At 68.9% G+C, this 13,744-nt stretch carries 14 protein-coding genes; 7 read left to right on the forward strand and 7 right to left on the reverse strand.

Annotated elements, in window-relative coordinates:
- Nucleotides 1-26 precede the first annotated feature (26 nt).
- The 6 genes from ACTDI4_RS19595 (at nt 27) to ACTDI4_RS19620 (ending at nt 7,077) form a co-directional block, all read left to right on the forward strand.
- Nucleotides 27-1,109 carry an RsmD family RNA methyltransferase gene (locus ACTDI4_RS19595; protein WP_442842741.1) on the forward strand — a complete coding sequence of 361 codons (1,083 nt, stop codon included), beginning with the start codon at nt 27-29 and terminating at the stop codon, nt 1,107-1,109.
- Nucleotides 1,106-1,954: a TrmH family RNA methyltransferase gene (locus ACTDI4_RS19600; protein ID WP_442842742.1), complete on the forward strand. Its 849-nt coding sequence runs from the start codon at nt 1,106-1,108 to the stop codon at nt 1,952-1,954. The genes ACTDI4_RS19595 and ACTDI4_RS19600 overlap by 4 nt, the downstream gene beginning before the upstream one ends.
- Nucleotides 1,951-2,448 carry a signal peptidase II gene (lspA, locus tag ACTDI4_RS19605; protein ID WP_442842743.1) on the forward strand — a complete coding sequence of 166 codons (498 nt, stop codon included), beginning with the start codon at nt 1,951-1,953 and terminating at the stop codon, nt 2,446-2,448. The genes ACTDI4_RS19600 and lspA overlap by 4 nt, the downstream gene beginning before the upstream one ends.
- Before the next feature lie 51 nt (nt 2,449-2,499).
- The gene (acuI, locus tag ACTDI4_RS19610; protein WP_442842744.1) at nt 2,500-3,489 is read left to right on the forward strand and encodes an acrylyl-CoA reductase (NADPH); all 990 of its coding nucleotides are present in this window, start codon (nt 2,500-2,502) and stop codon (nt 3,487-3,489) included.
- Between the two features lie 288 nt (nt 3,490-3,777).
- Nucleotides 3,778-6,054, forward strand: a complete 2,277-nt coding sequence (locus tag ACTDI4_RS19615; RefSeq protein ID WP_442842745.1) for an ATP-binding protein — start codon at nt 3,778-3,780, stop codon at nt 6,052-6,054.
- Between the two features lie 138 nt (nt 6,055-6,192).
- Nucleotides 6,193-7,077 (forward strand): GNAT family N-acetyltransferase, encoded by an 885-nt coding sequence (locus tag ACTDI4_RS19620; protein ID WP_442842746.1) that lies wholly within the window; start codon nt 6,193-6,195, stop codon nt 7,075-7,077.
- 9 nt (nt 7,078-7,086) lie between these two features.
- Here ACTDI4_RS19620 and ACTDI4_RS19625 read toward each other — a convergent pair whose 3' ends face one another.
- Together ACTDI4_RS19625 and grpE are read right to left on the reverse strand one after the other, a co-directional pair.
- Nucleotides 7,087-7,719 carry a trimeric intracellular cation channel family protein gene (locus ACTDI4_RS19625; RefSeq protein WP_442842747.1) on the reverse strand — a complete coding sequence of 211 codons (633 nt, stop codon included), beginning with the start codon at nt 7,717-7,719 and terminating at the stop codon, nt 7,087-7,089.
- Nucleotides 7,720-7,870: 151 nt separating this feature from the next.
- Nucleotides 7,871-8,497 (reverse strand): nucleotide exchange factor GrpE, encoded by a 627-nt coding sequence (gene grpE, locus ACTDI4_RS19630; RefSeq protein WP_442842748.1) that lies wholly within the window; start codon nt 8,495-8,497, stop codon nt 7,871-7,873.
- Nucleotides 8,498-8,713: 216 nt separating this feature from the next.
- On the opposite strand from grpE, the gene ACTDI4_RS19635 reads away from it, so the two are divergent.
- Nucleotides 8,714-8,923 (forward strand): hypothetical protein, encoded by a 210-nt coding sequence (locus tag ACTDI4_RS19635; RefSeq protein ID WP_442842749.1) that lies wholly within the window; start codon nt 8,714-8,716, stop codon nt 8,921-8,923.
- Between the two features lie 5 nt (nt 8,924-8,928).
- Here the strand turns inward: ACTDI4_RS19635 and ACTDI4_RS19640 are convergent, their stop codons facing one another.
- From ACTDI4_RS19640 to cysG, 5 genes are read right to left on the reverse strand one after another with little or no spacing between them, the layout of a single operon-like run.
- A complete protein-coding gene (locus ACTDI4_RS19640; protein ID WP_442842750.1) occupies nt 8,929-9,465 on the reverse strand; it encodes a DUF934 domain-containing protein in 537 nt (178 codons plus the stop codon).
- A gap of 9 nt (nt 9,466-9,474) precedes the next feature.
- On the reverse strand, nt 9,475-10,203 hold the full coding sequence (locus ACTDI4_RS19645; RefSeq protein ID WP_442843409.1) for a phosphoadenylyl-sulfate reductase: 729 nt from the start codon (nt 10,201-10,203) through the stop codon (nt 9,475-9,477).
- Nucleotides 10,204-10,222: 19 nt separating this feature from the next.
- Nucleotides 10,223-11,893: a nitrite/sulfite reductase gene (locus ACTDI4_RS19650; protein ID WP_442842751.1), complete on the reverse strand. Its 1,671-nt coding sequence runs from the start codon at nt 11,891-11,893 to the stop codon at nt 10,223-10,225.
- A gap of 29 nt (nt 11,894-11,922) precedes the next feature.
- On the reverse strand, nt 11,923-12,225 hold the full coding sequence (locus tag ACTDI4_RS19655; RefSeq protein WP_442842752.1) for a DUF2849 domain-containing protein: 303 nt from the start codon (nt 12,223-12,225) through the stop codon (nt 11,923-11,925).
- Nucleotides 12,222-13,670, reverse strand: a complete 1,449-nt coding sequence (gene cysG, locus ACTDI4_RS19660; RefSeq protein ID WP_442842753.1) for a siroheme synthase CysG — start codon at nt 13,668-13,670, stop codon at nt 12,222-12,224. Before cysG ends, ACTDI4_RS19655 begins: the two co-directional genes overlap by 4 nt.
- Between the last annotated feature and the right edge of the window lie 74 nt (nt 13,671-13,744).

Here is a 13,744-nt window from a genome sequence, read left to right on the forward strand (position 1 = left end):
CGGCGCGAAACGCGGAGCGTCCTTCTTTGAAACCCACGCGCGACAACCGCCCGGACCGGAGCCGGCCGAACCGCCAGCACGCAGGCGCGCAAGCCCCGCGCGCGCAGGGCGAGCGCCAGGACCGCCGCCCCCAGCCGGAACGCAGGCCGGAGCCGCGCCCCGCGCGCGAGGAACAGGCCGCGCCGCGCCCGCTGTCCCGCCGCGAGGGCGCGCTGCCGGGCGAAAAGCTGCCGCTGATCCTCGAAGTCGCGCCCAATGACGACTATGCGCTGCTCGACAGCGGCGCGGGCCGCAAGCTGGAGCAATACGGCCCCTATCGCATCGTGCGCCCGGAGGGGCAGGCGATCTGGCAGCCGGCATGGCCGGCAAAGGAATGGGAGCGCGCCGACGCCATCTTCACCGGCGACACCGACGAGGAAGGCATGGGCCGCTGGCGCTTTCCGAAGGCGCCGCTCGGCGAGACCTGGCCGATGAAGCATGACGGCATCGACTATCTGGGCCGCTTCACCTCCTTCCGCCATGTCGGGGTCTTTCCCGAGCAGGCCTCGCACTGGGACCACATGGCCGGGCTGATCCGCGACGCCGGGCGCCCGGTGAAGGTGCTGAACCTGTTCGGCTATACCGGCCTCGCCTCGCTGGTGGCGGCCAGGGCCGGCGCCGAGGTCACCCATGTCGACGCCTCGAAGAAGGCCATGGGCTGGGCGCGCGAGAACCAGGAAATGGCCCGCCTGACGAACCGGCCGATCCGCTGGATCGTCGAGGACGCCATGAAATTCGCCGAGCGCGAGGAGCGTCGCGGCTCCCGCTACGACATCGTGCTGTTCGATCCGCCCGCCTACGGGCGCGGGCCGAAGGGCGAGGTGTGGCAATTGTTCGAGGACCTGCCGGGCCTTGCCGACATCTGCCGGTCGATCCTTACCCCGAGGCCGCTCGCCGTGGTGCTGACCGCCTATTCGATCCGCGCCTCCTTCTTCGCCATCCATGCGCTGATGCGCGACACCTTCGCCGGCATGGGCGGCCGTATCGAATCGGGTGAGCTGGTCATCCGCGAGAAATCGGCCGGCCGGGCGCTTTCCACCTCGCTGTTTTCGCGCTGGGTGGCGTCATGACCGAGCAGCACCGTACGGTCGGCCGGGTGAAGGAGGTGACCAGCCTTGCCAATCCGCTGGTCAAGGACATCAAGGCGCTCGCCTTGAAGAAGTTCCGCGACCAGCAGCACGCCTTCATGGCCGAGGGGCTGAAGCTGGTGATCGACGCGCTCGACCTGGGCTGGTCGATTAAGACGCTGGTCTTCGCCAAGGCCGGCCTCGGCAATCCCACGATCGAGAAGGTGGCGGCGCGCACGGTGGCCGCCGGCGGCACCGTGCTGGAGGTGTCCGAAAAGGTCCTGTCGGCCATCACCCGCCGCGACAACCCGCAGATGGTGGTGGGCGTCTTTTCCCAGCAATTCGTGGCGCTGAAGGACATCCGCCCCAGGGACGGCGACGTGTGGGTGGCGCTGGACCGGGTGCGCGACCCCGGCAATCTCGGCACCGTGATGCGCACCGTCAACGCGGTGGGCGCCAGGGGCGTCATCCTGGTGGGCGACACCACGGATCCCTTCGCCGTGGAGACGGTGCGCGCCACCATGGGCTCGATCTTCGCCGTGCCGGTGGCAAAAGCCACGGCAGAGCAGTTCCTGGCCTGGCGCAGGGGTTTTGCCGGCCTCGTCGCCGGCACGCATCTGAAGGGCGCAGTGGACTACCGCTCCGTCGATTTCGGCAACCGGCCGGTGCTGCTCCTGATGGGCAACGAGCAGCAGGGCCTTCCCGACGAGCTTGCTGAGAGCTGCGACCATCTGCTGCGCATTCCGCAGGCCGGCCGCGCCGATTCGCTGAACCTTGCAGTGGCCACCGGCGTGATGCTCTACGAGATCCGGCGCGGCGCGCTGAAACTGGAAGACATTCGAGCGTGACATTGCAGAAAGCACGGTCTGTGGTCCCTTATGCGCTGCTGGTCATCGTCGCGCTGCTTGTCGACCAGTGGATAAAATACCTGGTCGAGACCCGGCTCGAATTTCAGCAGCCCGTGGAAATGCTGCCCTTTTTGGCGCTCTACCGCACCTACAACACCGGCATCGCCTTCTCGATGCTGTCCTCCTTCGGCGACACCGGCCTGATCGCGGTGGCCGTGGCGGTGGTGGCCTTCGTGCTCTATCTGGCCGTCCGCACCCCGCCCGGCCACGTTCTGGCGCGCATCGGCTTTGCCCTGATCGTCGGCGGCGCGCTCGGCAACCTCATCGACCGCGTCGTCTACGGCCACGTCATCGACTATGTGCTGTTCCACACGCCCGTCTGGTCGTTCGCCGTGTTCAACCTGGCCGACGCCTTCATCACCGTGGGCGCGGGGCTGGTGGTGCTGGACGAATTCGTCGCCTGGCGCCGCGGACCGCGACCTTCGGGCGATTGACCTCCCCTGCCCGCCGCCGCAAACTGCGCCCGCAACCTTCGAGGACGAGAAATGCCCGAGACCTTCAAAGCCATCCTGGTTTCCCGCGACGAGGACAAGAAGCAGTCCGTGGCAGTGACGGAAATGACCGAGGCCGACCTGATGGAGGGCGACGTGACCGTCGCCGTCGAGGCGACCACGGTGAATTACAAGGACGGGCTGGCCATCACCGGCAAGGCGCCGGTGGTGCGGCGCTGGCCGCTGGTGCCCGGCATCGACTTCGCCGGCACGGTCCTGTCCTCCTCCAATCCCGGCTGGAAGGCAGGCGACAAGGTCATCCTCAACGGCTGGGGCGTGGGCGAGACGCATTACGGCGCCTATGCCGGCCGCGCCCGCGTCAAGGGTGAATGGCTGGTGCCGCTGCCGCAGGGCATGAGCGCCCACGACGCCATGGCGGTGGGCACGGCCGGCTACACGGCCATGCTGTGCGTGATGGCGCTGGAACGCCACGGCATCACGCCGCAGCGCGGCCCCGTGGTGGTGACGGGGGCTTCCGGCGGCGTCGGCTCGGTGGCGGTCGCGATCCTGTCCAAGCTCGGCTACCATGTCGTGGCCTCGACCGGCCGCGGCGCAGAGAGCGCCTATCTGACCGGTCTGGGGGCCGCCGAGATCATCTCGCGCGAAGAGCTTTCCGCCCCCGGCAAGCCGCTGGCCAAGGAGCGCTGGGCCGGCGGTGTCGACGCGATCGGCTCCACCACGCTGGCCAACGTGCTGTCCATGACCTCCTATGGCGGCGCGGTCGCCGCCTGCGGCCTGGCCGGCGGCATGGACCTGCCGGCGACGGTCGCGCCCTTCATCCTGCGCGGCGTCTCCCTGCTCGGCATCGATTCGGTGATGGCGCCGAAGGCGCTCAGGCTGGAGGCATGGAAGCGCATCCGCACCGATCTCGACCTGGCCAAGCTCAAGGCGCTGTCCACGACGATCGGCTTCGACGACATCATCGACGCCGCCGGCGACATCGTGGCAGGCAGGATCCGCGGCCGCGTCGTCGTGGACATGTAGGCCGCATTTCATTTTCTCTCTCCAGTTAGTTCCGGCGGGGCAGTACCCCCACCCCTACCCCCTCCCCACAAGGGGGAGGGGAATTTTGGCACCGTTCCCCGCCACGGCGAGGGTCTGGGCTGCAACGTCACGGAATCCCCCTCCCCCTTGTGGGGAGGGGTAAGGGGTGAGGGTCTCTTCACAAGCGCCTCCCGCCCCCTGGAGGAAATGCAAGAAATCCGCATGACGGATAAAATTGAAGCGATCCGCCGAAATCTTCCCTAATGTCTGCGTGCCATGATGGCCCGCATGATCGCGGATACCGACACCACGCAAAGGGGCTCCGACGGCGCGCAGGCGAGGCCCGCCGCCGTCTCCCGCGTTCGCGTCGAGGCGCCGCCGCTGGTGCCGGAGCTGGCCCGCCACCGCGAGGGGCCGGACATCCTGATCTTCATCGCCATCCTGCTGCTGGCTGGCCTGTCGCAGCTCACCGGCGCGCCGCATTTCATCGCGCTCTCCCTGCTGGCCACCGGCGTCATCGGCCTTGCCCTGCATGCGCATGCCTACCGCGCGGGCCGCCGCGCCGCCTCGCTGCTCGACGTCAGCACCGCCCGCAGCCAGGCCGAGATTGAGGCCATGGCGGACCGCATGTGGGAGATGCAGGAAAGCGAGGAGCGTTTCCGCGGGCTGATCGACGCGCTGGGCGACCTCGTCGTGCACCGCGACCGCAACGGTCACATCGTCTATGCCAACAAGGTGTTCGCCGATCTGGTCGGCATGGACCCGCGCGACCTGCCGGGCCACACCCTGGCCGAACTCGGCATCGAGATAGCGGTGGTGCCGGACGCGGCCTTTTCCGGCAATGACTGCCTCAGTTCCACCGACGTGGCCATCCGCACGCCGGAGGGGCCGCGCTGGTATTCCTGGATCGAGCTGTCGGTGCGCGACAAGGACAGCGGCGCCGTCTCGCACCGGGCCATCGCGCGCGACATCACCGCGCGCAAGAGCGCCGAGACCTCGCTGATCTCCGCGCGCGAGCGCGCCGAATATGCCAGCCAGGCCAAGTCGCGCTTTCTCGCCACGGTCAGCCACGAGATCCGCACGCCCATGAACGGCATCATCGGCATGGCCAGGCTGCTGGCCGACACGCGGCTGACGCCGGAGCAGCGCACCTATGTCGGCGCCATAACCACCTCCGCCAGCGCGCTGCTGGCTCTGATCGAGGACCTGCTCGACTATTCCAAGATCGAGGCGGGGCGCTTCACGCCCGAGCCGCAGCCCATGTCGCCGCGCGAACTGGCCGACAACGTGGTGGAACTTCTTGCCGCGCGCGCCTTCAGCAAGGGCATCGGGCTGGGCTGTCATGTCGAGCCCGACGTTCCGCAGATGATGACCGCCGATCCGGGCCGGATGCGGCAGGTGCTGCTGAACCTGCTCGGCAACGCCGTCAAGTTCACCGAGGCGGGCGGCGTGCTGGTGACGATCTCGCGCGTCCGCGCCGAGAAGGGCGACCGCCTCCGCTTTTGCGTGCTCGATACCGGTCCCGGCCTGGGCAAGGACGACCTGGAGCGCATCTTCGAGGAGTTCGAGCAGGCCGACGGAACCTCCACGCGCGCCCATGGCGGCGCCGGGCTCGGCCTTGCCATCTCCCGTCGGCTGGTGAAAGCCATGGACGGCACGCTCTCGGTCTCCAGCACGCCGGGCGAAGGCTCGGATTTCCGCTTCGAGGTACCGATCCTGGCGCCGGTCGAGCCGCCTTTCGACCGCGACGGCCTGCTGGGCGGGCGCCGGGCGGTGATCCTGTCGCGCAACACGATGGAGGCGGAGGCCATTGCCCGCACCATCCGCTCCCATGGCGGCGACGCCAGGATCGCGGCCACGGCGGCGCAGGCCGCGACCTTCGCCGAAGGCTGCGACGTTCTGCTGGTCGACGCGGCGATGGAGGAGAGCGAGGGACGGCTGCTGACGCGGCTGCGCCAATCCGGCTTCGCCGCCTGCGAGGCGATGACCATCATCGCGCCGTCCGACCGGGGCACGCTGGCCGAGTTCCGTGCCAGCGGCTACGGCAGCTTCCTGGCCCGCCCAGTGCGCGGCGAAACCCTGCTGCGCATGCTGGCGACGGCCGGCGCGGCGGCCCGCCCCGCGCCCGAATCAAGCGTCGATGCCGCCGCCATCAGGGGAGCGGCGGGCGCCGACTGCGTGGCGCTGTCGGTGCTGATCGCGGAAGACAACGAAATCAACGCGATGCTGGCGCGCGCCACGCTCACCAAGGCCGGCCACAGCGTCGAGGTGGTGGGCAACGGCAAGGCGGCGGTGGAAGCGGTGACCAGCATGGCCAGGCCGCGCTTCGACGTGGTGCTGATGGACCTTCACATGCCGCTGATGGACGGGCTGGACGCGATCGCCGCCATCCGCCGCTACGAGGAGGAGACCGGCGCCGTGCCCGTGCCGATCATGGTGCTGTCGGCCGACAGCCAGGAAAAGACCCGCCATGCCGTGCTCGCCCATGGCGCCAGCGGCTTCGTCACCAAGCCGCTGGACCCCGACGCGCTTGTGCGCACAGTGCGCGAGCAGGCCGCCGCCTGACCCTTCCGGGGCCACCGCCTCGAAACTGAGGCCCGCGGCCCCTATTGCCGACCGGGGCCTGGCACGGTACTGTCGCAATCCTGTTGCACCCCCATTGTATCCCCGCGCCAAGAGGGATGGCTCGAAGGAGAACCGCTCGTGCAAACAGCGATGCCGCAGGGTGAGTCCCGTCCGACCACCGGCACCGCCCTTTTCCGTGGCGAGAAAGTCGCAGGCATGCTGGAAGGCGCGCCGCTCGGCCGCATTGGCAGCCTCGAAGTGCGCCTGGCGCGCAACGAGGCCGAGATTGCCGCGGCCCAGGAGGTGCGCTACCGCGTCTTCTACGACGAACTGGGCGCCCGCCAGGGCCTGCAGGCGCTGGACCGCCGCGATGCCGACCGCTTCGACCCGGTCTGCGACCACCTTCTGGTGTTCGACACCGCCCGGCCCGGCCCCGAGCACCGCCGCATCGTCGGCACCTACAGGCTGCTGCGCCAGGAATCGGCGGCGGCCGCCGGAGGTTTCTACTCCGACGACGAATTCCATCTCACGCGGCTGATCGGGCGCCATCCGGACCTGCGCTTCCTGGAACTGGGCCGTTCCTGCGTGCTGCCCGAATACCGCTCCAAGCGCACCATCGAGGCGCTGTGGCAGGGCATCTGGGCCTATATCAACCACTACGAGATCGACGTGATGACCGGCTGCGCCTCCTTTCCCGGCACGGTGCCCGCCATCCATGCCGAGGCGCTGACCTATCTGGCGCATCATTGCCTGGCGACGACGCCATGGGACGTGCGCGCGGTTGCCCACCGCTACTGCACCATGGATCTGATGCCGCTGGAGGCGGTGGGGGCCAGGGCGGCGATCGCGGCGATGCCGCCACTGGTCAAGGGCTATCTCAGGCTCGGCGCCCGCATCGGCGACGGCTGCGTCATCGACCACGACTTCGCCACCGTCGACGTCTTCGTCGTGCTGCCTGTGGCCGCGATCGAGACCCGCTACATCAATTATTACGGCGGCGAGGCCCAGCGCTTCGCGGCCTGAGCGCTTCGTTCAGGGGATGTCTTCCGGCCGGCGGCCGGGCCGGCTCCTGTAGTGCGGGAAGGACCAGCCGTAGCGGAGCGCGCCGCCGCGCACCAGGAAGGCCACGAGGAAGCCGGCCGCATAGCAGGCCAGCGGCGGCAAGCCGGCAAGGGCTGCCAGCGTGTAGACCGCAGCCCCGCCGAGCGCGGCGGTGACATAGATCTCGGGCCTGAGCAGCACGGAGTCCTCGCGCGCGAGCAGGTCGCGCAGGATGCCGCCGAAGGCGGCCGTCAGCATGCCCATGACGACGGCGATGATGGGCGATCCGGTGAGCGCCAGCCCCTTGGCCGCGCCGATCACCGAGAAGGCGGCGAGGCCCACGGCGTCCAGCCACAGGAGCAGCCGGTAGCGGGATTCGACGCGCGGCGCGCCGAAGAACACCAGCACCGCCACCGCCGCGCAGATCACCACGTAGCCGCTGTCGCCCACCCAGAACACCGGCGCGCCGAGGATGAGGTCGCGGAAGGTGCCGCCGCCGATGCCGGTGACGCTGGCCAGGAACAGGAAGCCGATAATGTCCAGCTCCTTGCGCGAGGCGGCGAGCGCTCCCGTCGCCGCGAAGACGGCGACGCCGGCATAGTCGAGGAGCGTGAGCAGCGGCATCGGGCTAGGGCAGTAGGGCAGTAGGGCACAGTAGGGCACAGTAGGGAACAGTAGGAAGGTCGATCAATTTCAGGCGAATCACAAGGGCGCCGCACGCAGTTTGCGGCGGCGCGCATCCACCGGGCTTTTTCCCCTACTGCCTTATTCCCCTTCAGGCATCCTTCTCGGCCTGCTCGTTCACCGGCCCCGGCTCGGTGGGGGCGCCTTTCGGGCCGCCTTTGGAGACGCCGACCATGGCCGGCCGCAGCACCCGCTCGCCGATCGAATAGCCCGGCTGCACAACCTGCACCACAGTCTGGTCCGGCACGTCCGCATTCGGCACCTCGAACATGGCCTGGTGGAAGTGCGGGTCGAACCTCTCGCCCTCGGGCGCGAGCTTCTTGACGCCGTGCTTTTCCAGCGCCGAAAGCATGGCGCGCTCGGTGAGCCCGACGCCTTCGAAAAGTGCCTTCAGCGTCGCATCCGCAGCCAGCGCGTCGGCCGACACGGCCTCCAGGGCGCGGCTCAGATTGTCGGACACCGACAGCATGTCGCGGGCGAAATTGGCGATCGAATAGGCGCGCGCATCCTGCACGTCGCGGGCGGCGCGGCGGCGCATGTTCTCCACCTCGGCCGCGGCGCGTAGCGCCCGGTCCTTTAGTTCCTCGTTCTCCTTAAGCAGCCGCACGAGCGCTTCGTAGTCGTCGCCGACACCGCCCTCGGCGCGCTCGGCCGCAGCTTCGGCTCCCGTGGCCTCGATCTCCTCGGGCCCGCGTTCGTCTTTTGCCTGGTCGCTCATGCCATTTCCCGTCATGTCGAATGGATCGGATTTGCGCCCGATATCGAGGTTCGGCGCTCAAAAATCAAGGGGCGGAGCGCCGGCCGGCCGAGCCCGGCCGGCAGGAATTAAATCAAATTTTACCTTAACTTCCGCATCGGCTTGCATTCATGCCGCGTTGCAGGAACGATTCTTCCCAGGAGGAGTTTCAAAGGCCGAACGAAGGATTTGGGACCCATGACCCGCGTAAAGGCCACGAAACTTGTAAAACCGCCCGACGATCCGGTTCTGTCCGGCCACATAAGGCGACAGGCGGGCGACCATGCGACGCGCCGCTTCCTGCGCAGCCTGCCGGCCTTCAGGGTCGTCAGCGACCTGCCCGATCACTTGCGGCAACTGCTGGACCGGCTGGAGCGCGCCGAAAATGGCCAGGGCAGCCGCGGCTGAGACCTTCAATCCGCCGCCACATGCCGCCACGAATAGCCGCCCGCCTTCGCGCCCGGCACGGCGGCCGGCTGGTAGAACAGCGGCAGGCCGTCCAGGCGCTTCTCCTCCAGCCTCTTCAGCAGCACCGGGTCGGCGATCTCGAACTCGTCGAAGCCGACGCGCAGCATATGCGGCAATTGATCCACCAGCACCTGCCCGGTGGCGCGCAACGCACCCGAAAAGCCGTGGCGGCTGCGCAGAAGCTGGGCCTTGGAAAAGGATCGCCCGTCGCTGAAGGCCGGGAAGGCCAGCGCCACCAGCGCAATCTCGCCCAGCAGATCCACGACCGGCTCGATCTGGTCGCCGGGCTGGAGCAGCACGCCCAGCCGCTCCCGGGCAAGCCCGCGTTCGGCCGGGTCGAGTTCGAGCAGCACCTCCAAGGGCAAGATGAAGCGGCCGTTGCCGGCCAGCGCCGCAGCGCTTTCGGCATGGCTCCATTCGTCCTCGCGAAAGCCCTCGCGGGTCCATAGGCGGGTGACGGGGGCCGTCTGCTGGTCAGTCATCGATAGATCCTAAAGTGAGGCGTCGGTCAGCGATTTCTCAAGCCCCGAGAGATGGATGCCGCATTCGGTCTTGGCCTGGCCGGCCCAGCGGCCCGAGCGTGCATCCTCGCCGGGCTTGACCGGCTGCGTGCAGGGAAAGCAGCCGATGGACAGATAGCCATAGGCCACAAGCGGGTTTTCGCGCAGGGCGTGCGCGCGCATGTAGTCGGCAAGGTCGGCTCCGGTCCAGCGCGCCAGCGGGTTGATGCGGATGCGCGGGCCGACCGCCTCGAAGACGGGAAGGGCTGCGCGCGTCGACGCCTGAAAGCGCTTGCGGCCGGTGAACCAGGCCCGGAACGGGGCGACGCCGCGGGCCATCGGCTCCACCTTGCGCACCGCGCAGCAGGCTTCCGCATCCGTTTCGTGCAGCCTGCCGGCAGGGTCGATCCTGGCGAGCGCCGCCGCATCCGGCCTGACGACGCGGATGTCGGCGAGGCCGAAATCGGCGGCGAGCGCGTCGCGGTAGGAAAGCGTCTCCTCGAAATGCTTGCCGGTGTCGAGGAAGACGACCGGCAGGCGCCGGTCGACCTCGGCGATCATGTGCAGCAGCACCGCCGAATCCGCGCCGAAGGAGGAGACAGCCGCGATCTCGCCGGGGAACATTTCGACGGCGCGCGCGATCACCTCCTGCGGGGAAAGGCCCCCGTAGAGCGCGTCCAGCCCGGCCGCCCTCGCCTCCGTACCGGCCTCGACCGGCATGGCGCCCGCATGCTGGGCCTCACGCGGCCTTGGCTTGGTCAGCATAGAGCGCCTCCTTGAACGGCTGTGCGCCGACACGGCGGTAGGCGTCTATGAAACGCTCGCTGCGGTCCAGACGGATGGCCAGATAGGTCTCCACGATGGTCTCGATGGCGTCGGTGATCTCTTCGGGGGCAAAGCCGCGGCCGACGATCTCGCCCACCGACGTGTTCTCGTCGGCCGAGCCGCCGAGCGTGACCTGGTAAAGTTCCGTGCCCTTCTTCTCCACGCCCAATATGCCGATATGGCCGACATGGTGGTGGCCGCAGGCATTGATGCAGCCCGATATCTTGAGCTTCAGCTCGCCGATGTCGCGCTGCCGCTCCAAGGCGGCGAAGCGGCGCGAAATCTCCTGCGCCACCGGAATGGAGCGGGCGTTGGCCAGCGCGCAATAGTCGAGGCCGGGGCAGGCGATGATGTCGGTGATGAGGCCGGAATTGGCGGTGGCCAGCCCGTTCTGCGCCAGCGCGTCGTAGACCGCCTTGAGGTCGGCGCGCGCCACATGCGGCAGGATCAGGTTCTGCTCGTGGCTGACGCGCAATTCGTCGAAGCCGTGGCGCTCGGCAAGATCGGCCACCACCTCCATCTGCTCGGCGGAAGCGTCGCCCGGCGCCTCGCCGATGCCCTTCAGCGAGATCGTCACCGCCGCGTAGTCGGGGTGGCGGTGCGTGGTGACGTTCTGGGCGACCCATTCGCCGAAGGCGCGCGAATCCAGCCTGGCCACCTTCACCGCGTCGTCGCCTTCCGGTCGGGCGGGCAGCGCCGGCGGCGCGAAATAGGCGTCGATGGCCGCAATGTCCTTCTCCGGCAGCTTCAACTCGCCGTCCTTCAGTGCCTGCCACTCCGCCTCGACCTGCCGCGCGAACGCCTCGGTGCCGGTCTCGTGGACGAGGATCTTGATCCGCGCCTTGTACTTGTTGTCGCGGCGGCCATGGAGGTTGTAGACGCGCAGGATCGCCGTGCAATAGGCGAGCAACTGCTCTTCGGGCAGGAAGTCGCGGATCTTCTTCGCCACCATGGGCGTGCGGCCCTGGCCGCCGCCGACATAGACGGCAAAGCCCAGTTCGCCCTGGCCGTTCCTCTTCAGATGCAGGCCGATGTCGTGGGTCTGGATGGCGGCGCGGTCGCGTTCCGCCCCCGTCACCGCGATCTTGAACTTTCGCGGCAGGTAGGAGAACTCGGGATGCACCGACGACCATTGCCGCAGGATCTCCGCATAGGGGCGCGGGTCGGCCACCTCGTCGGCGGCGGCGCCGGCCAGATGGTCGGCGGTGACGTTGCGGATGCAGTTGCCGCTGGTCTGGATCGCGTGCATCTCCACGCTCGCCAGATCGGCGAGGATCGCCGGAACGTCGGACAGCGCCGGCCAGTTGAACTGGATGTTCTGGCGCGTGGTGAAATGGCCGTAGCCCTTGTCGTATGTGCGCGCGATGTGGGCCAGCATGCGAAGCTGGCGCGAGTTCAGCGTGCCGTAGGGAATGGCCACGCGCAGCATGTAGGCGTGGAGCTGGAGATAGACGCCGTTCATCAGCCTGAGCGGCTTGAACTGGTCCTCGGTGATCTCGCCGCCCAGCCGGCGCTCCACCTGGTCGCTGAACTGGGCGACGCGGGCCTTCACAAACTCGTGGTCGAACTCGTCGTAACGGTACATGTCCTTGCCTTCCCCTGCGCCTTGTCCGTTCAGGCGGCCCGCGCCGGCGGGCGGGCCTGCTTGCCGAGGTCGTTGCGGTTGCTGGGGCCGGCGGCGCGGATCTTCTCGCGCAGGCGCAGCGGCTCGATGGCGCCGTTTGCCAGCGCCACGTCGATCAGCTCGGCGTCGACCACCTCGTTGGCGGCGAAGGCGGCGGCGCCGATCGCCTGCAGCCGGGCCTCGCCTTCCTTGTCGGAGGCCAGATCGGCACCGTCAATCGTCTCGGCCCAGCGGTCGCGGGAATACCAAACGGCCTCGCCGTCGGTGAGGCGGTTGGCGGTCAGGACCTTCATGAAAACACTCCCTGCGCGGCGGGCGCCGCATGGCGATGGCGATGCGCCGCAAGCGGCTCGGATCGGTCGAAATTGGCGCCGGCCACCGCATCGCCGATGATGGTCATGACCGGGCCGGAAAGATCGTCGCGGCCGCTCAGCGACGGCAGGTCGGCCAGCGTGCCGTGGAAGCGGCGGCGGCCGGCGAGGCTGGCGTTCTCCACGATCGCCACGGCCGTGTCGGGCGAAAGCCCCGCCTCGATCAGCCGGCCGGCGACTTCCACCGCCACCGAGCGGCCCATATAGACGGCCACCGTCGCGCCGGAGATGGCGAGCCTGGCCCAGTCCGGCAGCGTGCCTCCCCTCAGGTCATGGCCGGTGGTGAAGACCAGCGAGGAGGTGACGCCGCGCAGCGTCAGCGACAGCTCGAAATCGGCGGCGGCGGCAAAGGCGGCGGTGACGCCCGGCACCACCTCGTAGGAAATGCCGGCCTGACGCAGCGCGGCCATCTCCTCGCCGGCGCGGCCGAATACCAGCGGATCGCCGCCCTTCAGCCGCACCACGCGGCGGCCCTCGCGCCCCAGCCGCACCAGCAGCGCATTGATCTCGTCCTGGCTCTTGGAGTGGCAGCCCTTGCGCTTGCCCACCGGCAAACGCTCGGCATCGCGGCGGCCCATGGCCACCACCGCCTCGGGCACCAGCGCGTCGTAGACGATGGCATCGGCTTCCATGAGCAGGCGCTGCGCGCGCAGGGTCAGCAGGTCTTCCGCGCCGGGCCCGGCGCCGACAAGGGCGATGTGGCCGCGCACCGGCGCATCCACGGCTAGAAGCTTCGCAGCCGCGTCATGCGCGAGCGAAACCTGGCCCGTTTCCATGGCGCGCGCCGGCGCGCCTGCAAAAAACTCGTTCCAGAAGCGGCGGCGCGCCGCACCTTTCGGCAGCAGCTTCTCGGCGGCGTCGCGGAAGGTGGCGGCAAGGGCCGCCAGCGGCCCCAGGGAAGGCGAAAGCATGCGGTCGACGCGGGCGCGTATCATCTGGGCGAGCACCGGCCCGGCCCCTTCGGTGCCGATGGCCACCGCCACCGGGGCGCGGTTGACCAGCGCCGGCGTGAAGAAATCGCACAGGTCCGGCCGGTCCACGGCGTTGACCGGAATGCCGAGCCGGCGCGCATCCGCCGAAATGCGGGCGTCGAGGCCGGCATCGCCGGAAGCGGCGAACACCATGGCCGCACCCTCGATATGTTCGGGCGCGTAGGTCGAGCGGATATGCACGGCGCCATGTCCGGCGATGAAGGCGGCGAGCGCCGCCTCCGGTTCGGCCGCCACGATGCGCAGCGCCGCCGCCGACTGGCCGATCAGGCGGGCCTTGGCCAGCGCCTCCTCGCCCTCGCCGACAACGGCCACAACCTGCCCCTCGACCTTGAGGAAGACCGGAAAGGCATTGAGCTTTGGCGCGGCGTGCGACATGGCGATAAAACCCTGATTGGGCTCGCATTTTTACCCGAGCGCGGGACCCTCCAGAAGAAACGCGCTCGCGCCGG

The sequence above is a fragment of the Mesorhizobium sp. PUT5 genome, from assembly GCF_052216645.1.
In the GTDB taxonomy this organism is placed as follows: domain Bacteria; phylum Pseudomonadota; class Alphaproteobacteria; order Rhizobiales; family Rhizobiaceae; genus Mesorhizobium.

Excerpts from the sequence above, each read along its gene's own strand:
- ACTDI4_RS19600 (WP_442842742.1), top strand. The coding sequence starts at position 1,106 with ATGACCGAGCAGCACCGTACGGTCGGCCGGGTGAAGGAGGTGACCAGC.
- acuI (WP_442842744.1), top strand. The coding sequence starts at position 2,500 with ATGCCCGAGACCTTCAAAGCCATCCTGGTTTCCCGCGACGAGGACAAG.
- ACTDI4_RS19615 (WP_442842745.1), top strand. The coding sequence starts at position 3,778 with ATGATCGCGGATACCGACACCACGCAAAGGGGCTCCGACGGCGCGCAG.
- ACTDI4_RS19625 (WP_442842747.1), bottom strand. The coding sequence starts at position 7,719 with ATGCCGCTGCTCACGCTCCTCGACTATGCCGGCGTCGCCGTCTTCGCG.
- grpE (WP_442842748.1), bottom strand. The coding sequence starts at position 8,497 with ATGAGCGACCAGGCAAAAGACGAACGCGGGCCCGAGGAGATCGAGGCC.
- ACTDI4_RS19635 (WP_442842749.1), top strand. The coding sequence starts at position 8,714 with ATGACCCGCGTAAAGGCCACGAAACTTGTAAAACCGCCCGACGATCCG.
- ACTDI4_RS19640 (WP_442842750.1), bottom strand. The coding sequence starts at position 9,465 with ATGACTGACCAGCAGACGGCCCCCGTCACCCGCCTATGGACCCGCGAG.
- ACTDI4_RS19645 (WP_442843409.1), bottom strand. The coding sequence starts at position 10,203 with ATGCCGGTCGAGGCCGGTACGGAGGCGAGGGCGGCCGGGCTGGACGCG.
- ACTDI4_RS19650 (WP_442842751.1), bottom strand. The coding sequence starts at position 11,893 with ATGTACCGTTACGACGAGTTCGACCACGAGTTTGTGAAGGCCCGCGTC.
- ACTDI4_RS19655 (WP_442842752.1), bottom strand. The coding sequence starts at position 12,225 with ATGAAGGTCCTGACCGCCAACCGCCTCACCGACGGCGAGGCCGTTTGG.
- cysG (WP_442842753.1), bottom strand. The coding sequence starts at position 13,670 with ATGTCGCACGCCGCGCCAAAGCTCAATGCCTTTCCGGTCTTCCTCAAG.